Origin of the sequence: Psychrobacter sp. 1Y1, assembly GCF_051847395.2 — a bacterium.
Lineage (GTDB): Bacteria > Pseudomonadota > Gammaproteobacteria > Pseudomonadales > Moraxellaceae > Psychrobacter.
In genome coordinates this window covers 446,675-465,561 of record NZ_JBPYDF020000001.1, presented here as the reverse complement: position 1 = coordinate 465,561, position 18,887 = coordinate 446,675, and the positions used below count along the sequence as shown (strand labels likewise).

The following is an 18,887-nucleotide window of genomic DNA, read 5'->3' as shown; positions in this document are numbered from 1 at the left end:
GCAGCAAGTCTTAAATCGCCGAATATCAATTGGCTAAATATCAATTTATCTTATGTTTGCTCGAACCAATGCTTCATCAATAGTCGCATGATGCTGCTCCGCGAGCCAAACCAATGGCAGACGAATACCCGTCTCGATCATACCCATTTTATGCAATGCGTACTTAGCTGGGATAGGGCTTGATTCGATGAATAGGTCACGGTGCAAATGTTTGACCACGTCATGGATTTTACCAGCCGCTTCAAAGTCACCACGTAAACCCGCAGAAAAAGTCTCACTCATGGCTTTTGGCGCCACGTTAGCAGTGACTGAGATATTGCCTTTGCCGCCTACTTTCATTAGATCAAGTGCAGTGCCGTCATCACCAGATAACACAACCATTCTGTCACCAACAGCTTTGATCAATTGCTCACCGCGACCGACAGATCCTGTCGCATCTTTGATAGCAACGATATTATCGATATCGCACAAACGCTCAACCGTTTCTTGAGCGATATCAACCACTGTACGTCCAGGCACGTTATACAGCATTTGCGGTATATTTACGGCTTTGGCAATGGCTTGATAATGCTGGAATAAGCCTTCTTGTGGTGGCTTATTGTAGTAAGGAGCGACTAGCAACGCGCAGTCCGCACCTGCATCGGCAGCATCCTGAGTCAGCTTGATGGCTTCCATCGTGTTGTTGGCACCAGTACCCGCGATGACCGGTACACGACCTTTGACATGCTGAACGAAATAGCGAATAACATCGCTATGCTCTTGCATAGATAGGGTCGCTGATTCGCCAGTAGTACCAACAGCCACAAGGCAATGCGTGCCCTGCTCGATCTGCCAATCTATGAGATCTGCGAGACGTTTATAATCGACCTTACCGTCAGGGTGCATGGGCGTTACCAAGGCTACCATTGAGCCTTGTAGTCGGGTTTTGATCTCGTCGTATGCTGTGCTCATAACCGTGCCTTACTGTATTATCCTAGCTTTTATTAAAGCTGTCACATGATAGGTCGTTTGCAAGTGGCCATTGCTTTCTATGCGTTGATAAACGCTAATGGCGTAACTTACTTGATGTTAATGCTGCGTCTCTACTTACTATAATATTGTTTGTACCATAGATGATTATATCTACGATATCAGTATCGTGATGGCAATCTACCAAGAGTAATGGGCGTACCTACTAACCGACAGAAATATAATAATAAGAGTGCTCGTTAGTGTAGCATATTTTGATTTGACCGCTATCAATCAATTGGCAGTCAGCCCATAAATTTAATACCAAAAAACGGGAATTATTTTTTACTTGAACTTATAAAGCTTGGCCTAAAACCTTGTAGATAAATAGTTACATCATTAAAGGAGCAGTTTAGCGCAATCAATGTACGCTGATAAGTCTCTTATGTAATATTAACGAATCGTCAACACATCGATAGTAGGTCGATAGAATCGAAAAGGCAACCCTCTCGTACCGATGCCGCTACTCACAAATATCTGTGCACTTGCATGTTGATATAAGCCGCGCTGCTTACCCATACGACTGTTATATAGCAATGCTGATTGCTCACTACTACGTCGAATATCGTTTTGTTTTTGAGCAAGCAGGATATTTTTTTGAATAGCCTTTGCAGCGCCTGTTATCAACAAAGGGCGTGGTTGTAAAGATTTTGGCAGATCACTGATACTATCAAATCGTGATGCTAAGATAATCACTGGACTGGCGGCATTGGCAATCTCCGATCCAAGCATTGCTTTATCAGTCGCCTCTGACGTTTCAATATCTGTAGATTGCTTAGGCACATCTTGCCAGCCGCAAAGCACCGCTACTAGTGGATTTATATTCGGGTTTTCTTGCTCAACATTGTCTTGATTATTAGTTTGATTAGTCGACTGATTGACGACTGACTGCTTATTTGTTGCTCTTGCACACTTGAGTGGCAATGACGTACATTGCTGACCGATATAGTTAATATCGAGTACATCAAAAGTACTGGCCAATGTATCTTCTAATAGTGGCTGACCTTGTTTGGTCGTATTCATAGATTGATAACGCAAGTCCGAGGTACTCATGACCGTATAAACAGGTTTATTCACCCCTTTAAACAGCATTAACTGACCCACTAAATCTGCACTTGGATAGTATAGCCAGTCGCCCGTAATCAGCACGGCATCTGCGGATAAGGAATTAATAGTAGAGACCAACTTGCGAATATGACGCGGCTTACCGCCGTATATTCCTATACGTAAATCTGCTAATACGGCGACTTTGAGCGGTGTAGACAAGTCTAAGTCAATAGAATGATGCTCTAATCGTAAGCGATTGGGTTGTACAATGACAGTATAAAAGTATAAGCCCATCATCAATATTGCCATCAGTACAGCAGGTAGTGATAGCTGCACTAACATCGGCATCAGGTTCTGTGACCAAGCCATGATAAGCAATATCGCCCAAACAGGCATCGTATAAGCGGCATAATACAATGCGAGCTTCACCCAAATACGCATAAAGCGCTTAGTAGGATTGGCATTAAACGTTTGTAGCCCTGACCACAGTGCAATGTACGCTAGCAGTGCTGCTGACGTTGTCGTAATAAGCGTATGTAGAGCGGGGTCAGTCATAATTACCTAGCGGTTGCATAATGGTACGAGCCTACTAAGCGACTCGGCCCACCTTAGAGCCTATTGATTGATCAATAACTCACTTAACGAATGGATTGCTGTTGAGGTCTTACTCTTAGCTGTTTGATAAAAAACCAAACATTATAGAGGTCGACCTCCATGATAGACAAGCACAATTATTGACGTGCGCGCTGCCTTTATACCCTGCACCGTAATCTGAGTTACATTATTAGTGACATTAACAATCACATTAACAGTCACACTTTAATCATGACATTTACTCAATACGTAGACCAATAATAGCAGGAATACCTTGGCGTATAACTTCTATAGTGACCACGCCTTTTTTAGGAAGAGATGAGATAGCACCTGAAAAGTCTGCCACTGTTTCAATCGGCTTTTGATGAAAGTTAGTAATAACATCACCTGCCAGAATACCTGAGCGCGCGGCCAATCCAGTAGGATCCACTGTGGTAACCAATATACCGGTTTTATTATCGACTGCGATTTCTGCTTGTTCATCTGCCGTCAAATCGCGTAAACGCAAGCCCAACTGTACATCATCATTTTGCTCATCACCGCTCTGTGCTCTTACATCACTGGGAGCATAAGCGAGCTTGCCGTTAATCACCATCTGCTTACCGTTACGCTGGATCCGTGCACGGAAGGGATCGCTTGGACGCGCTCGGTTGAGCAAGTTCAGCAAATCTGATGCCTCCATGATTTGTACGTCATTGTATTGCAAAATGATGTCACCAGGTTTTAGGCCTGATTTTTGTGCTGGTGAGTCTGGTGATACACGAGTCAGTAAGGCACCTTGAGGACGCTCTAAATTATAAGCCTCGGCCAGATTTCGATCGATATCTTGTGGATAGATTCCTAAATATGCACGCGCCACTTCACCGTCGTTTTTCAGCTGCTCATAAATATCCATGGCAGCGTCAATAGGGATAGAGAATGACAGTCCCATATAACCGCCAGTACCACTAAAGATGCGCGAGTTAATACCAATCACTTCGCCGCGCTGGTTAAATAGTGGTCCGCCAGAGTTACCAGGGTTTAGTGCTACATCCGTTTGGATAAATGGCACACTGGTCTCACGCGAGAAGCTACGCGACTTGGCACTGACAATACCAGCAGAGGCTGAATAGTCAAAACCAAATGGCGAACCAATTGCTAACACTGGCTCCCCTACTTTTAGACCACTGGAGTCGCCAATAGGCAGGGCTGGAAATTGATTGCCCTCAACTTTTAGCACGGCCACATCTGAGCGCTCGTCACTACCGACCAAAGTTGCATCAAGCTCAGTTCTATCATTGAGCGTCACAGTGATTTTGTCCGCACCTGCTATGACATGATGATTGGTCAGCATATATCCATTGGAGGTAATAAAAAAGGCCGTACCATAAGCATGTTCAATTGCTGGCGTCGCGACTCGATCAGGGATACGTAGACGATCACCAAAGAACTGACGCAACACTTCAGCAGTCTGAGCCTTAGCAAGCTCGGCTTCACTAATCGTTTTGGTGACATTGACGCGTGCCACTGCTGGCGTGACTTGTTGCACCAAACCAGAGAAATCAGCCGTAGTGACTGCAGCCTGAGCACTGTTTATCGTCGTGACATTAATACTAGCAAACATCGCGGTACTAACAGCAAGTGCCAGCGCACTACGTTGTAACCAGCGCTGCATATTGGCAGTGGTCTGTCCTTTGAACATATTGATAGGCATTTTGTGTCCTCCATATGAGTAATCGCTGCTATTAACAGCCACGTTATGATTGTCAGCGATAGCGACTACACCAAGCGGCATGTCCCTATTCGTTACTATTTGGTGAAATTATATTCTTTTATCTATTTATCTTGTCTATTTATGCTACGCAGCACTTTTATTCGAACTTATTGTCATACCTATTTAGCAATTACTTTACGCTTATTTTTATCACTACTCACTACTTGAATATTTATAGAGTGCCTGTCTTTAGAAGATGGTTAATAGTGTAGAACATGATTAATAGCGTCTTATAAAAATAAATACTCTCAGCTATCAGTATATGACATTTTATGACGCCAACACTATTATCCTATGCGTGACGTGCATGCCCCACGCAGCTACTGTATGATAAATAAAAACTTGAAGTATTGTGCTGATGCCTTTTGCATAGTGCAGGATACCCCAAGACAGCGTTATTTCATACGGGCTTCGTATACTTTTATGGCCGTGAGATAGCTTTTTAGCAGGTACGGCTTACATCAGCTTGAAATAAAATCATGGTATGATGTCAAACCAAATATTTTACTAAACAAACAAAAGTTAGCTTGTATATAAGACTGTTTATTGCAGGTTTATATACTGGCTATCATCACTCTTGTTTTCCATCTTTTGCATTTCTAGCGTATTGTGATTTATCTAGAAGCGCTTTTGTCTTTGCTACTTTATAGTAGTTATATCATATCTAGCTTGTGTTGTGATTCATGAGGGCTATCAGTGCGATGGCTTGGCTACAACAGAAACGGATAACAACTTAATGTTAAATAAACGGTAGCAACTATCTTATAACAGCTATCGATAGATATAAAATATGACAAGATTATAAAAGGATTAATTTATGGATACCGCCCTTTTGCTATCCGGCGTGGTTGGGATTGGCATTGCCGCCCAATGGTTGGCTTGGTATTTAAAGCAACCATCCATTTTATTTTTATTACTGATTGGTATTATCGTCGGCCCAGTGCTGGGTGTATTTGACCCAGACTTGGTATTAGGCGAGCTGATGTTTCCTTTCATCTCTTTGGGCGTAGCGATTATCCTATTTGAAGGATCGTTAACGCTAGAGTTCGATGAGATTAAGCAACATGGTACCGTGGTACAGATGCTGGTATCGGTCGGTGTACTGATTACCATTGCTATCGTGGCACTATCGACTTATTTACTATTCGATGTCGATCCATTGATTGCTCTACTCTTCGGTGCACTGGTCTGTGTGACTGGTCCAACGGTTATCATGCCGCTGCTGCGCAGTGTACGCCCTAACAAAACCATTTCCAATATCTTGAAATGGGAAGGTATTATCATTGACCCAATCGGCGCTATCGCTGTGGTATTGGTCTATGAGTACATTATCTCAGGCGGTGAAGCCAGTAGTATTCTACTGTTTGCTAAAATTGTCGTATTGGCAACGGCAATGGGTATGGCGGGCGCTTGGCTACTTGCGTTCCTTATGCGTCGTCATATGATTCCTGAGTTCTTGCGTAATGTTTTTACCTTAGCATTTGTACTGGTGTTATTTTCGATATCGAACCATCTAGAGCATGAATCAGGTCTATTGACCGTCACAGTATTGGGCGTAGCACTAGCAAACTGGCCAAAATTTCCCCGTGAGACGATTTTAGAGTTCAATGAGTCGTTGACCATTCTGCTGATTTCAGTGCTGTTCATTATTCTGGCGGCGCGTGTAGAGTTGGCAAGCTTGCTTAGTGTTGGTTTTGCAGGGCTAGTGCTCCTCGCGATTGTAATGTTTGTCGCACGTCCACTATCGGTCTGGGCATCGGCTATCGGCTCGAACCTTAAGACCAATGAAAAGCTGATGATTAGCTGGATTGGGCCACGTGGTATCGTCGCTGCTGCTATCTCATCCCTGTTTGCGATTCGTTTGCAAGAGTATGATATTCAAGGCGTAGAGCTACTTGTACCTCTGGTATTTATGGTCATTATCGGTACGGTCATGATTCAGGGCCTAGGTGCAAAGGTCGTCGGTAATCTACTAGGCGTACGTGAGCCTGAGACCAACGGTATCCTTATCGTTGGCTCAAACCCAATTGCGTTATTGATTGCTACCTCTCTCAAAGACCAAGGTTTTGACGTCATCGTTGCGCACAATAACTACACTAATATTGCACGCGCACGCATGAGCGGTCTACGTACTTACTTTGGCAACCCTATCTCTGATCACGCAGATCATCATCTGGATCTGATCGGTATTGGTCGCTTGTTTGCGATGAGTATGGACAAAGAAATGAACACGTTGTCCGAGATTCACTATCGTCATGAATTTGGTGAGCGTAAGCTATATCGTCTTAAATTCAGTGACGAAAAAGTCAAAAGCGAGCGTGATGATAAGCAATCGAACTTCCACTCACAGTGGTTGTTTGGCAAAGATGTGACCTATACCAAGCTTGCCAGTATGCTGTCCAAAAAAGCTCGAATTAAGATTACCAATATTACGGATAGCTACAGCTTTGAGCAGTATAAAGCGGATAATAAGCAATTCGTACCGCTATATACCGTCGACAAAGAAGGCAAGCTGCACGTCATCACCGATAAATTTGACGGTACTGTCCCTCGTGACCGTAAGCTTATATCGCTAGTGGTAGACGATGAAGTACAGCCAAAGCCAGTCGATGTAACGCCTAAGCAAGAGCAGGCTCGCATGGCAGCTGATGCTAACTTTGAGTCCAACTCAAAAGCCCCTGAAAAGCGCAAAGAGCAGGAGCCTAGCCCTGATGACAGTCAAACAGCAGCGCCAGAGTCTTTGGTAGATAGTGACAAAAATGATGAACAAAACACTGCTAATCCGTCATCAGCCACCCAAAGCAGTAACACCGAGACTAAGTCACCTTCTAGCACTACCATAGAGAAAAATGAGCCAGTAGAAGAGCCAAAAACGTCTGCTACTAATATGGATAATAAAGGCGTCATGTCTGCAAATTCGACAGCGACTTCGAAGACCAAAACCTCTACGAACAGTAATGGCAATGGTAGTGCGCCTAAAAACAAAAAAGGGGCGCTTGACCCAAATCGTCTACCTGACTCTGCTCAAGATAGCGACGCCTCTATCGCTACTACTGGGGATGTAAAAGTAGATAAGTCAGACGTCAAATAGTATGTGTTGTTATCTGCTTTATTGACTTAAAAATAAAATATTTACCTTAACAAAAAGCCCCAACAATATGCTGGGGCTTTTTGTTGGTGCTAACTAACTGACTAGCTGACTGCCTGACTAAATATCGATACATCTAACTGCCTTATAAATCTACTTGGCAAAATTTAATTATTTGATATCGAATCTGTCCATAACAGTCTGCCATATACGCGCACTCACATTATCCGTACTGCCCGATGCATCAATACGCTGTATGCGCTCAGGATAATCACTTGCAAGCTGACTAAAACCAGTATGCACCCAAGTAAAAAACTCGGTAGCCTGCTGCTCAAAACGATCTGCTGCACTGCGCTTATTGGCACGTTTCATGCCCTCTGCTATTGGCAAATCCAACCACAATGTTAGCTCAGGAAGCTGCGTCACAAATTGTTTGATAAGCATATCGATTTTGCCGCGTACCAACTCGTCGCCATACGCACGTCCAAAACCCTGATACGCGATAGTAGAGTCGGTAAACCTGTCACATATCACCCAAGTACCATTTTGAAGCGCTGGTAAGATGACCTGCTGCATGTGATCACAGCGCGCCGCAAACAATAGTAGCAACTCGGTATCGTCTTCGATATCAGTCGCTGGGTCCAATAATATGTCACGCAATTGCTCGGCAAATGGGCTGCCACCCGGCTCACGAGTACGCAGATATGGAATGCCATTAGCTTCTAAGCGCAAGCACAACTGTTCAATCGCGGTGGTTTTGCCCACGCCTTCAGTGCCTTCAAAACTAATAAAGCGGCCTAACGTCGGTGCCGTTTCTGTATTTGAAGCACTTGATTCAGGTAGATTAGATAATGGTATGCTGCTACGTGAAGGTGTTGCGCTGGTGTGCATAGATACTGACATGATATGACCTTATGTCATTGATGAGCGCTACCTCTACTTTGTAGCACTCAATAAACGATAAGTTTTGTGAGAAGATTAAGAAGGAATATTACTGCGGCGGCGTTTGAGATTTTTTCTCACGCATGACACTGAGATAGTCTTTTACCGCTTGATTATGCTCAGCCAAGCTATTGGTAAATTTGTGTCCACCATTGCCCGTTGCCACAAAATACAATGCTTCACTATCGGCAGGATGTAAAGTCGCTTCAATAGAGGCCGCTGATGGTAGCGCAATTGGCGTTGGCGGTAAACCATCAATTTGGTAAGTGTTGTAAGATGTTTTTTCATTGATGTCTTTGCGGCGGATATTGCCATCATAACGACTGCCCATACCATAGATAATGGTCGGGTCCGTCTGCATACGCATGTTTTTGTTCAAGCGGTTTCTAAATACGGCAGAGACTAAAGGACGTTCATCAGCAACGCTGGTCTCTTTTTCGATAATAGATGCCATCACTAACGCTTCATATGGACTCTTATAAGGGAGGTTCGGTGCACGATTTTCCCACGCATCAGTCAGTACCTGCTGCTGACGCTTATACAAGTCAGTCAATACTTTTTTATCGCTGGTTCCTTCACCGTAATAATAAGTATCAGGCGCGAACCAACCTTCAAGATTATAGTTAACAATCGGGTCACTACTATTAACAACGCTGTCTGGCAATACACCCGTCAAATCCAATGCTTGGGCAATACTGGCATTGTCACTATCTGCGGTCAGTACTTCTTTCTCAATTTTGTCGTTGTCACGCAGTGCTTGGTAAAGGTCTTTAGATGTCTTACCTTCGATGATCTGCACCTTGACCATAGCCGCTTTTGCGCCTTGACCTAGTATTTGTAGCGCCTCAGCGATAGTTGGGTTTTCGGGCAGTTGATACGTACCAGCATGCAACGGCGCATCGACTTGTGACTTGATATATAGCTTAGCCACGCCTGCCGAAAACAACGGAATCTGCTGCTGCCACTGCGGTAGTAGACCATAATACGTCTGACCTGGTTCAATCGTGACCATTTGCTGCGGCTGCTCGATACGACCAAACAACGTCTGATAAACCATGACTAAGAAAAATGCAGCAATAAGCCCTAGCACTAGCAGCACTTGATAGCCACGTTGCATAAAAAACGATGGGTTATTGACTTTATATTGGCGCGGTTTACTGTTGCCGCTGATAAGCGAGACGTTGGTTGCTGGCGTTGCTGATGTGTCTTCCACCTCATCTACCACTGGTTGCGCGTCCGGCAGCGTGGTATCGACACGCTCCTCGACTGTGCCATCTTGTTTGTTTGACGGCGACTCATTGGGACGTTCAGGTGGTATATTGGGTGTAGGCTTGCTCATGGCAACTCGCGAGGCAGATGTTTGCTAGAATTTAGCACTGAACCGTGCGATTTTCAATGGTATTTGCTTAGCTTATGAATTATCTTGCTATTGATAGCAGTTTATATGGCTTAATACTTAGGTGTTTTTTTCAGTATTCTCAGCTTATCTATTAATAACGAAAATATCTTATGAACCTACATTTTAACCAAAGTCTTGCTAAAAACTATCACTCTGAACCTCAAAAAGTTCGTGTACTCAGCGAAGCATGGGTAAAAGAAAATAGTTACTGCACCAATTGTAGCGCCCAATCGCTAGCTGAGTTTGCTAATAACAAACCTGTCGCTGATTTTTATTGCGAAAATTGTAATGAGCAATATGAGCTAAAAAGTAAAAAAGCCAAGTTAAGCAATGTTGTCAATGATGGTGCTTATCAGACGATGATTGAGCGTATCAATAGTAAGAATAATCCCAGCTTCTTCTTTTTGACCTACTCAAAAGAATACACCGTTAATAATTTTCTAATTATTCCCAAGCATTTCTTTACGCCCGATATTATTGTTAAGCGTAAACCCTTATCAGTGAATGCCAAACGAGCAGGTTGGGTTGGTTGCAATATTGACTTACGCCACGTACCCGAATCGGGCAAAGTATTTTTGGTCAAAGACCAACAAGTTATACCGCGTGAAAATGTCACCCAACAGTTCCAAAAGACTTTGTTTTTACGCAAGCAATCTATGGCTTCACGCGGTTGGACACTCGATGTCTGGCAATGTATCGACCGTCTCGATGTCAGTTTTTCTCTCAATCAAGTTTATGCTTTTGCTGACGAGTTGCAGCTCAAACATCCTGAAAACAACCACGTAAAAGATAAAATCCGCCAACAATTACAAATATTACGAGATAAAGGCATCATTGAATTTGTAAGCCGTGGTCACTATCGAAAATTATACTAAGAACACTTATCATCCCATAATGGTAAACCTTTGGCAGCAACCAAACGACCGTAAAATTTATGAGGAGGGTAATCTAGCTCGAGCTCATCATTTATCTTGAAAAAGTGTTTCACATTGCCATCGAGACAGGTATAAGCTCGATTTTTTACCTGTTTATTCCAGCTCATTAACAGCCCTAACGGAGTGCGAGAAGCTTTAGTAAAGGCTTGTCTTTCGGTTGTGATTGCACACATCACAGTATCTTCATGAAACTGCTTATCTAAACCTTGTTCAATGACTTCTTGACGGGTATGCGCATACTTAAACAAACTCCCAAATGCTGTGTATTTTTTATCTTTCTTAGAATAAACAATACTAAATGCTATCTGTGAATAACAAGGTAAGTGAATTATTTCATCAGGGTCTCTTTTCGCTGCACAGCAAACTTTATTAAATATCATCAATCTACGAACTTGTAGTGGAATTCGTTGATCTTCATATGTAGTACGCATTTATTATCCCCTGTTAGATAGTATTGGATAGAATGCAATCATTGATCGATTAACATCAGTACGCAATACTCATTAACAAAAGACGATCAATTATGAAGAACGTTATTGGAGATATGCATCACTCAATAGACTTCTTGCGAAAATACCAGTGCATTAACTTCGATTGTCGGAGCCTCAAAGGCGAGTGGTGATTTATGTAAGAAGGCTGATACGTCATATAAACACAGTATCAAGATCATAATATACAGCCGCTAAAATTTATTAGCAGCTATAACTATAAGTAGTAACTTAATTATGAGTTTCGTATAACATAGTAATTATTTCGAATTATAACAGACGCCTTTCATTATAACGTTCAGGTCTAGGTTCGCCTTGATTGTCACGGTATACATCTGCAATTAACTCATCTCTATCATCCCATAGTGGCAGACGAGCTGTCGCAACTAGACGGTCATGAAACTTATGCGGTGGATAATCCGAATCGATTTCATCATTTATCCGAAAAAAAACTTCTTCACGATAGTCAACATAAGCATGCATTCTATTCTTTACATATTTATTCCAATACCACACTAATTGTATAGGTGTACTAGCTGGGCGAGTAAACTGCTTTAGATTAACAGTCAGCGCACACTTTACTGGCTCGTCGTTAGGAAAAATGCGAATACGTTGCTCAATAACTTCTTCAGGTGTTTGTGCATACTCAAACACACCACCAAAGGCTATAAATTTCTTGAAATCCTTTAGATACATAACTCCGAGTGATAACTGAGTAAATTTTGATAAATGAATAATTTCATCAGGTTCTTTCTTCGCTAATTTACAGATTTCATCAAAAACCATCAAACGACGGATTTGTAGCGGGATACTTTCATCTTCATAAACTTCGTACATTGGCTTATCTCCTTATTAGATAAGCAGCATTGATCGATTTGCTTTATGACACAAGTCTGCGTAACAAAAGACGATCACTTCTTTTGAGGACTTTTGCTAATCTACTTGCTATAAATGACTGAAGTGATATATGAGAATCGAGTGTGAATATAATAATAAAAGATAAAAAGGCAGCACAAACCTTTCAAGTTGAAATTGTCGAAACATTAAGCACTATCGTGGATGTTGTCGCAGAAGATGAGCAAAGTGCCCTTTTGAAAGCGCAAGAGATGTATAGAAATGAGCAAGTGGTTTTATATCCAGATGATTTTATTGATACCCAATTCAATATCTTTCAATAACAGCTAGGCAGATTCAAAATCCACAACATCACCTGACAATAACGTCAGACTGCTCATTGGCATGATACCGCGCAGTGCATTGCAAAAGAAAAGCTGCGTTAATTTAGGCAAATTTTCATCTCGTAGCGACCTGATTATGACTGGATATTGCGTCGTGGATAGTGCATCTATAATTACCTGACGCATGACGCCAGCGACACCCGATTGAGCCATAGAAGGGGTGTACCACTGACCGGTGGTTAGGTAGTTTTCATTGTCTTTATGAACGCTAGAGGCAGTTTTGGATTCTGATAGTGGTGCTTCTGCCAATTGATAGAATACATTACTCATCGTACCCTCAACCCACTGCCCCCTCATATCACGTAGCAGGCCTTCACCAAGTGTTGAAGCAAGCTTTGATGCCAATGGCTCAGCTTTTATCCGCTGTAGCTCACCACTAGCGAGGACATTGTCTAAACGATTAAGGCTCTTGAGACCTGCCAGCGGTGGCGGTAAGCAAGCAATCTGAGAAGCCAAACATATTGCCGAAGCATAAGGTTGGGTGGGTACTAAGTTTCCATTAGGCAAAGACAATTGCAGCGCCGTAGAAACTTTCATTGTGGTAGCCTTTAGCCATATTTCACAGTCGCTACCATTTGCACTAGGTGCATAGCCATAACCACGCACATCCTGCGCAGCGCGAGTGACCACTAGCTTGAGCATACCCTGCTCTAACTGCTGGGCATACAGTTGCAGTACGGCTAATAGCTCTTCGCTATTTATGTTTAGCTGCAAGGCTTCAGCATGAGAGACAAGCCGCTGATAATGATAATCTGACCATAGTATCAACCCATCGATGACACCCATGGTGGTAAAAAACCCATCAGCATATGCCAGCCCGCGATTATCTAAAGACATCGTTACCGTTTGGCTAGTCGACCTATTATCTTCGATCAAACTGCTGACTTGTGGGTACAGACACACCCAACCGTTTGGCACTGACGTCATATCGATCATGATTTAGCTATTGTCTGTTTGAGCAGCGGCTTTATTGATAACTAGCATGCAGCTGTAGAACTCACATTTTGCCAGCTCTATTTTTTGTCCACCGACGATTCTATTTTTGATGATTTGGCTATTGAGCATATCAGCAACCATTTTTCCGCCATCATCACCCATCAATTGACGCGATAGTTGATAGGCTTTTTTGGCGTGGTTTTGGCTCAGCTCTTTTTCTTCGTCTGTATCAGTAGGATTGGCATAGTACCAGCCAAGCTCTAGATATTTTTCAGAGTCGATGATATCTAGATAAGGCGCGTCCGTTTTCATAAAGCGATATTTTGCCGCTGGATTACTGGCATAGTCTAGGCTGTTTTCGTCAGTGCTCATCACTTCGCCAAACACAGATTTTATACTATCTAACTCATCTACAGCGAGTGATTCCACCTCGTCAGTACCCCATGCTGAGACATCATATGTTACTGGTGTGCGTTGCGGAGCAGTTGCGTCATCCAAAACAGGTTTATTGGCGCTGTCCTGTACTGGTTCATTCGTTGTTGCCTGCTCAGTGGTCTCAGCATCTGGATTTGGAGCATCTTCTTTGGTGCTGTCACAGCCACTGAGCGTCACACCAACTGCCATTATCGTACCGACTAGAAGGGTCTGTAGGTTAGGATTCCACATGGATAATTTACTCACACTTTTAGATTGATCTCGAAATAGTATTAACGAGCTGGCAGGAACGCCGCTGATAACGAATAGTTTTCAATAAAGAGCATATTTCACAAACATTATAATCTAGCAGTCATTACAGCATATTGATATAGGTTTCCATATTTTATAGTTTACCCAACTGCTCAGCACTTGACTACCTTTTACGTTACGCGGAGCACTCCCCGAGAGTACAGATTTGTTAAATATATAACGTACCAAAATAGTCTTTTCTTTGATAGGAAGTGGAAAACTGCTTGCGTACTAATTACCTAAAGCTGCTTCAATATCATAATTTATTTTCAAAAGCGATAAGGCAGCCTCTGACTAACGCTGTCACTTTCTAATCATTGATTGGTGATGGCCTCTTGGTTTGTCAATCATAGCGTTATCCCTTATGATGATTGAGCGCCACTTATTGCTTCTTCGATAGTATTTCTATTCTCTAGCCAGCGGACTATTTATGACCCAACACTTTATCGTTATTGGCAATCCAATCGCCCATAGTAAATCTCCTGAAATTCATGAGCAGTTTGCTATCCAAGCAGGGATTGATATTAGCTATCAGCGGCAGTACTGCCCTGATGATACCGCCAGTTTTACAGCTGTCGTTGAGGCGTTTTTTTGTGGTGGCGGTGTGGGCGCTAACGTGACAGTTCCTTTTAAACAAGTCGCTTATGACTGCTGTGCGGCGCGTGGTGGCTTATCAGAACATGCCAAGACGGCAGGCGCGGTCAATACATTACTGTTGAACAAAGCACTACTAGAAAGCGGCGTGCCAATCACTGAAGCACTCTATGGTGATAACACGGATGGACAAGGACTTATCAATCACATTATGAGTATGGACTGGCCGCTGACCGATGCTCGTATGGCGCTAATAGGTGCAGGCGGGGCCGCTCGTGGCGTGATATTGCCATTATTTGAAGCAGGTATCGGCTCTCTCACGATTGCTAATCGCACCGTGTCTAAGGCAGCCGATTTGGTAAATGAGCTCAGTGCGGCCAGTTCAGTGATTGATGACCAACATATCGAGGTTTGTGCCACCAATGAACTCAGTGGCTCTTTTGACATTATCATTAATGCCACCTCTATCGGTCTATCAGGCGATACGTTGCCACTAGATGATACTCTAAACTGTCAGTACGCTTACGACATGATGTATGGTCGTCCGCTACCGTTCTTGCAACATTTTGCCGCTCGTGGCGCACAGATCTCTGAAGGCTACGGTATGCTTATCGGTCAAGCTGCTTTAAGTTTTGAGCGTTGGACTGGGCATACTATCGATGTAGCACAAGCGACAACAGCGCTAAATAAAAACAGTTAATCAAAGAAAAGTCTTTGCAAAGCTCTACCCTATTAACTAAAACGTAGTAATAGCCAATTTTCAAAACGGCGCAGCGGTACACGCAATCGCGTAGAGTGTATCGCCAGACCACCGCTCAATCCAATCACGCAGCCGAGCGCCGTATCAATCATACGCGCTTGGATAACGTCTCCAGCGACTGGTGGCACTGACATCGTACTACCATACTCGGCGATAAATATCGTCAGCGGCGTGATAAATATTACCGCCAGTCCATAATGCCGATCGACAAACGATTCAATCAAAAACATCATACATAGTATTGCTATAGCGATGCTCCATCCTGATAGTCCCCAAGATAGCATCCAACCTGCCACGCCCATGCCAGCCAACGTACCCAATAATCGATGCAATTGCTTGATCCACATGGTTCGTAGCTGCATACCTTGGATGATAATAAAGCAGCTCATCGCTGCCCAGTAGGGATAAGGCAGCTCTAACAGAACGGCAACGACCAATGCCAAACTAACAAAACTTACCACGATCAGACTATCGCTAATCATATCCGGCTGATAGTCATAGACAGGTACAAAAGCAACAGAACGCGTCGCCAACAAAAACAGACTATATAGTAGCGCTAGCAACATCGAGGAGCCACTACCCAATATCACAAGTCCTATTGCTGAAAGCACTTGATCAATCGGGACAGGAATAAACAACGCAATCGCACCCGCCATCAACACAAACAATCCCGCTGGTGGTGGTTGCCGATAATAACGACCTAACATCACCACGCTAATCCCAATCAGCATAAACACAGGCAGCCGCAACACTGGCATCAGCTGCGCGATCAGCCCCAGTGCAAAGCTAAGTATCATCGCAAACCCCCAAGCCATGACCGTCACTAGCCGATGTGGTAGCCCGCCTACAAACGGTAGGTTTAGAATAATCATTGAGCCTAGCGAGGCTTTGATACCTGAAGATAAGTCACCAAAATAAGCTCCTACAAACACCGGAAAGCTAATCGCAATCGCCGCGATGATGGGCATATGCCATGGTCGGTGACTACGATTAATTGTCAGTAAATGACTTAGCTCACCATCGATTAACCACTTGATACGAGTTAATAGTGTGCCCAACCAAGAGGCTCGCTGTTGCTTTTTCGAGGTGCTCATAAATGGCTTTCCTATTTGATAAGTCCATTTGTCTTTAAATTTAGATGAGTCTACATAGCCCTTTATAGAATAATTTCAAGCGAAGATACAATTTACCTATACAAACTAAAATGAATTAATAACATAATTAATCATGAATAATAGTTATTAGTTGTATATTTGTCGCTGTAGAAGATTTATAATCATATCAACGCTATAACAGCTGTCCGCCACTAAAGGCATTCTAATAACTAATACACTGGAAAGCTGTCCACTAATAATTCACTTGATGACTAATATAACGTCTAGCTCATCTAAAATAAGTAAATATCGCTTACATAAGTTGTGACTCAAATATTGCGCCATAAGTCTATGATAGCGAACTAACCAAAGAGAGCGATTATGTTAACTTACAAAGCCCCCTTACGTGATATCAAATTTTTGATTAATGATGTATTTGACTATCAGACGCATTATAAAAGCTTAGACAACGGCGAAAACGCTGATCCTGAAACTGTAGACATGATTCTACAAGGTATGGCTGATTTTGCTGAAAACGTCATTGCCCCGCTCTATCAATCAGGTGGTGAAGAAGGCTGTCATTTCGAAGATGGCGTCGTGACCACGCCAAAGGGCTTCAAAGAGGCTTATGACCAGTTTGTAGAAGGCGGCTGGCAAGGTATTTCATACCCTGAAGAATTCGGTGGTATGAATCTGCCAACGTCAATCAACCTTATCAAATCTGAGATGATCGGTACTGCTAACTGGTCATGGTCAATGTATCCTGGTCTATCAACAGGTTGTATCAACACGCTGCTTCAGTACGGTACTGACGAGCAAAAAGCACTGTATTTACCTAAGTTGGTCGAAGGCTCATGGGCAGGTACCATGTGTCTGACTGAACCACAGTGTGGTACGGATTTGGGTCAAGTTAAATCGAAAGCCATTCCACAAGATGACGGTACCTACAAAATCAGCGGTACCAAAATCTTTATCTCAAGCGGTGAGCATGACTTAACAGATAACATCGTCCATATTGTTTTAGCACGTCTACCAAATGCACCAGAAGGCACGCGCGGTATTTCACTATTTATCGTACCTAAGTTCACGCCAAACGCTGAAGGTGAAGCTGGCGAGCGTAATGCCGTAGTTTGTGGTTCAATTGAGCACAAAATGGGCATCAGCGCATCTTCGACGTGTGTATTGAACTTTGATGGTGCAACAGGCTATCTAATCGGCGAACCGCATAAAGGCCTAAAAGCCATGTTCACATTCATGAACACGGCTCGTATTGGTACTGGTATCCAAGGTCTAGCGCATACTGAATTGTCTTTCCAAAACGCCTTACCATATGCCAAAGAACGCCGTTCTATGCGTACACTATCTGGTACTAAAGATCCTGAAAAAGTAGCTGATGCTATTATCCATCATGCCGACGTACGCCGTATGCTACTGACGCAAAAAGCCTTTGCTGAAGGCGGTCGCTCAATGATTTATCATTCAGCACGTTATGCCGACAAAATGGCACAAGGTATTGTCAATGGCGATGACGAAGAGTTCGAAAAATGGGATGACAAATTGGGCTTCTATACGCCAATTCTAAAAGGCTTCTTAACTGAGCTAGGTATCGAAGCTGCTAAGCATGGTCAGCAAGTCTATGGTGGTCACGGCTACATCAAAGAATGGGGCATGGAACAAATTGCTCGTGATGCCCGTATCGCAACGATGTATGAAGGGACTACTGGCGTACAGGCACTTGATCTATTAGGCCGTAAGGTTATCTTACAGTCTAAAGGTAAGATTATCCGTGACTACACGTCAAGTATCATGAAATGGTGTGGCGAGTACGCACTCGATAAAGAAATGCGTAAATTCGTTTGGGCACTGACTAAGCTATGTGCTGAGTGGAACACCTTGACGGTACGCTTGATGCTGATGGCACGTAAAGATCGTGAAATCATCTCAGCCGCGTCAGAGGACTTCCTAATGTACTCAGGCTACGTAATGATGGGTTATCATTGGGCCCGTATGGCAGCGGTCGCTTATGAAAAGCTAGAAAATGGCGGCACAGAAGCACCAGAATTCTACAAAGCAAAAATTCAGACTGCTGAATTCTACTTTGATAAGTTGCTACCACGCACGTCTGGTCACGCAGAAGCGATGGTTGCACCAAGCGAAAGCATGACATCAATGGAAATCGATCACTTTGCTTTCTTAGACTAAAATTGACTAAAACCGCATCTATAAACAATAAAAAAGCGCCTATCATTTAGGCGCTTTTTTATGCTCAACTGAAAATCTGTTTA

The 18,887-nt window shown here is 43.2% G+C and carries 15 protein-coding genes; 5 read left to right on the top strand and 10 right to left on the bottom strand.

Translation table 11 applies throughout. The features are described from left to right. Nucleotides 1–45: 45 nt before the first annotated feature. From dapA to ACS8FA_RS15960, 3 genes are all read right to left on the bottom strand, one after another. Nucleotides 46–951: a 4-hydroxy-tetrahydrodipicolinate synthase gene (gene dapA, locus ACS8FA_RS15970; protein WP_439266510.1), complete on the bottom strand. Its 906-nt coding sequence runs from the start codon at nucleotides 949–951 to the stop codon at nucleotides 46–48. Between the two features lie 450 nt (nucleotides 952–1,401). Continuing rightward, nucleotides 1,402–2,610, bottom strand: a complete 1,209-nt coding sequence (locus ACS8FA_RS15965) for a hypothetical protein (RefSeq protein WP_439266508.1) — start codon at nucleotides 2,608–2,610, stop codon at nucleotides 1,402–1,404. A 277-nt stretch (nucleotides 2,611–2,887) separates the two neighbouring features. Next, on the bottom strand, nucleotides 2,888–4,252 hold the full coding sequence (locus ACS8FA_RS15960; RefSeq protein ID WP_439266528.1) for a Do family serine endopeptidase: 1,365 nt from the start codon (nucleotides 4,250–4,252) through the stop codon (nucleotides 2,888–2,890). A gap of 967 nt (nucleotides 4,253–5,219) precedes the next feature. Between ACS8FA_RS15960 and ACS8FA_RS15955 the strand changes: the two genes are divergently transcribed. Next, a complete protein-coding gene (locus tag ACS8FA_RS15955; RefSeq protein ID WP_439266506.1) occupies nucleotides 5,220–7,493 on the top strand; it encodes a cation:proton antiporter in 2,274 nt (757 codons plus the stop codon). 168 nt (nucleotides 7,494–7,661) lie between these two features. Here ACS8FA_RS15955 and tmk read toward each other — a convergent pair whose 3' ends face one another. Together tmk and mltG are read right to left on the bottom strand one after the other, a co-directional pair. Next, entirely contained in the window at nucleotides 7,662–8,381 is a 720-nt protein-coding gene (gene tmk / locus ACS8FA_RS15950) for a dTMP kinase (protein WP_439266526.1), read from the bottom strand. A 100-nt stretch (nucleotides 8,382–8,481) separates the two neighbouring features. Beyond that, the gene (gene mltG / locus ACS8FA_RS15945) at nucleotides 8,482–9,771 is read right to left on the bottom strand and encodes an endolytic transglycosylase MltG (RefSeq protein WP_439266504.1); all 1,290 of its coding nucleotides are present in this window, start codon (nucleotides 9,769–9,771) and stop codon (nucleotides 8,482–8,484) included. 170 nt (nucleotides 9,772–9,941) lie between these two features. Here mltG and ACS8FA_RS15940 point away from each other — a divergent pair, with 170 nt between their 5' ends. Continuing rightward, nucleotides 9,942–10,706: a DpnI domain-containing protein gene (locus ACS8FA_RS15940; RefSeq protein WP_439266502.1), complete on the top strand. Its 765-nt coding sequence runs from the start codon at nucleotides 9,942–9,944 to the stop codon at nucleotides 10,704–10,706. Here ACS8FA_RS15940 and ACS8FA_RS15935 read toward each other — a convergent pair. Together ACS8FA_RS15935 and ACS8FA_RS15930 are read right to left on the bottom strand one after the other, a co-directional pair. After that, nucleotides 10,703–11,197 (bottom strand): hypothetical protein, encoded by a 495-nt coding sequence (locus tag ACS8FA_RS15935; protein ID WP_439266500.1) that lies wholly within the window; start codon nucleotides 11,195–11,197, stop codon nucleotides 10,703–10,705. The two genes, ACS8FA_RS15940 and ACS8FA_RS15935, sit on opposite strands and share 4 nt — an antisense overlap. Nucleotides 11,198–11,524: 327 nt before the next feature. Beyond that, on the bottom strand, nucleotides 11,525–12,091 hold the full coding sequence (locus ACS8FA_RS15930; RefSeq protein WP_201606892.1) for a hypothetical protein: 567 nt from the start codon (nucleotides 12,089–12,091) through the stop codon (nucleotides 11,525–11,527). A 143-nt stretch (nucleotides 12,092–12,234) separates the two neighbouring features. Here ACS8FA_RS15930 and ACS8FA_RS15925 point away from each other — a divergent pair, with 143 nt between their 5' ends. Next, the gene (locus ACS8FA_RS15925) at nucleotides 12,235–12,432 is read left to right on the top strand and encodes a DpnD/PcfM family protein (protein WP_227526663.1); all 198 of its coding nucleotides are present in this window, start codon (nucleotides 12,235–12,237) and stop codon (nucleotides 12,430–12,432) included. Nucleotides 12,433–12,435: 3 nt separating this feature from the next. Here the strand turns inward: ACS8FA_RS15925 and ACS8FA_RS15920 are convergent, their stop codons facing one another. Next, nucleotides 12,436–13,428 (bottom strand): aminotransferase class IV, encoded by a 993-nt coding sequence (locus tag ACS8FA_RS15920; protein WP_439266498.1) that lies wholly within the window; start codon nucleotides 13,426–13,428, stop codon nucleotides 12,436–12,438. Nucleotides 13,429–13,431: 3 nt separating this feature from the next. Further along, entirely contained in the window at nucleotides 13,432–14,094 is a 663-nt protein-coding gene (locus tag ACS8FA_RS15915; protein ID WP_439266496.1) for a hypothetical protein, read from the bottom strand. Between the two features lie 490 nt (nucleotides 14,095–14,584). Between ACS8FA_RS15915 and aroE the strand changes: the two genes are divergently transcribed. After that, nucleotides 14,585–15,448 (top strand): shikimate dehydrogenase, encoded by an 864-nt coding sequence (gene aroE, locus ACS8FA_RS15910; RefSeq protein WP_439266494.1) that lies wholly within the window; start codon nucleotides 14,585–14,587, stop codon nucleotides 15,446–15,448. Between the two features lie 32 nt (nucleotides 15,449–15,480). Here aroE and ACS8FA_RS15905 read toward each other — a convergent pair whose 3' ends face one another. Next, complete coding sequence (locus tag ACS8FA_RS15905) at nucleotides 15,481–16,602, bottom strand: FUSC family protein (RefSeq protein WP_439266492.1); 1,122 nt, start codon at nucleotides 16,600–16,602, stop codon at nucleotides 15,481–15,483. Nucleotides 16,603–16,983: 381 nt separating this feature from the next. Here ACS8FA_RS15905 and ACS8FA_RS15900 point away from each other — a divergent pair, with 381 nt between their 5' ends. Next, nucleotides 16,984–18,804 (top strand): acyl-CoA dehydrogenase C-terminal domain-containing protein, encoded by a 1,821-nt coding sequence (locus tag ACS8FA_RS15900; RefSeq protein ID WP_439266490.1) that lies wholly within the window; start codon nucleotides 16,984–16,986, stop codon nucleotides 18,802–18,804. Nucleotides 18,805–18,887: the final 83 nt, after the last annotated feature.

Bases quoted from the DNA above. Each gene is read 5' to 3' on its own strand.
- dapA (WP_439266510.1), bottom strand. From the start codon at position 951: ATGAGCACAGCATACGACGAGATCAAAACCCGACTACAAGGCTCAATG.
- ACS8FA_RS15965 (WP_439266508.1), bottom strand. From the start codon at position 2,610: ATGACTGACCCCGCTCTACATACGCTTATTACGACAACGTCAGCAGCA.
- ACS8FA_RS15960 (WP_439266528.1), bottom strand. From the start codon at position 4,252: ATGTTTGCTAGTATTAATGTCACGACGATAAACAGTGCTCAGGCTGCA.
- ACS8FA_RS15955 (WP_439266506.1), top strand. From the start codon at position 5,220: ATGGATACCGCCCTTTTGCTATCCGGCGTGGTTGGGATTGGCATTGCC.
- tmk (WP_439266526.1), bottom strand. From the start codon at position 8,381: ATGCACACCAGCGCAACACCTTCACGTAGCAGCATACCATTATCTAAT.
- mltG (WP_439266504.1), bottom strand. From the start codon at position 9,771: ATGAGCAAGCCTACACCCAATATACCACCTGAACGTCCCAATGAGTCG.
- ACS8FA_RS15940 (WP_439266502.1), top strand. From the start codon at position 9,942: ATGAACCTACATTTTAACCAAAGTCTTGCTAAAAACTATCACTCTGAA.
- ACS8FA_RS15935 (WP_439266500.1), bottom strand. From the start codon at position 11,197: ATGCGTACTACATATGAAGATCAACGAATTCCACTACAAGTTCGTAGA.
- ACS8FA_RS15930 (WP_201606892.1), bottom strand. From the start codon at position 12,091: ATGTACGAAGTTTATGAAGATGAAAGTATCCCGCTACAAATCCGTCGT.
- ACS8FA_RS15920 (WP_439266498.1), bottom strand. From the start codon at position 13,428: ATGATCGATATGACGTCAGTGCCAAACGGTTGGGTGTGTCTGTACCCA.
- ACS8FA_RS15915 (WP_439266496.1), bottom strand. From the start codon at position 14,094: ATGTGGAATCCTAACCTACAGACCCTTCTAGTCGGTACGATAATGGCA.
- aroE (WP_439266494.1), top strand. From the start codon at position 14,585: ATGACCCAACACTTTATCGTTATTGGCAATCCAATCGCCCATAGTAAA.
- ACS8FA_RS15905 (WP_439266492.1), bottom strand. From the start codon at position 16,602: ATGAGCACCTCGAAAAAGCAACAGCGAGCCTCTTGGTTGGGCACACTA.
- ACS8FA_RS15900 (WP_439266490.1), top strand. From the start codon at position 16,984: ATGTTAACTTACAAAGCCCCCTTACGTGATATCAAATTTTTGATTAAT.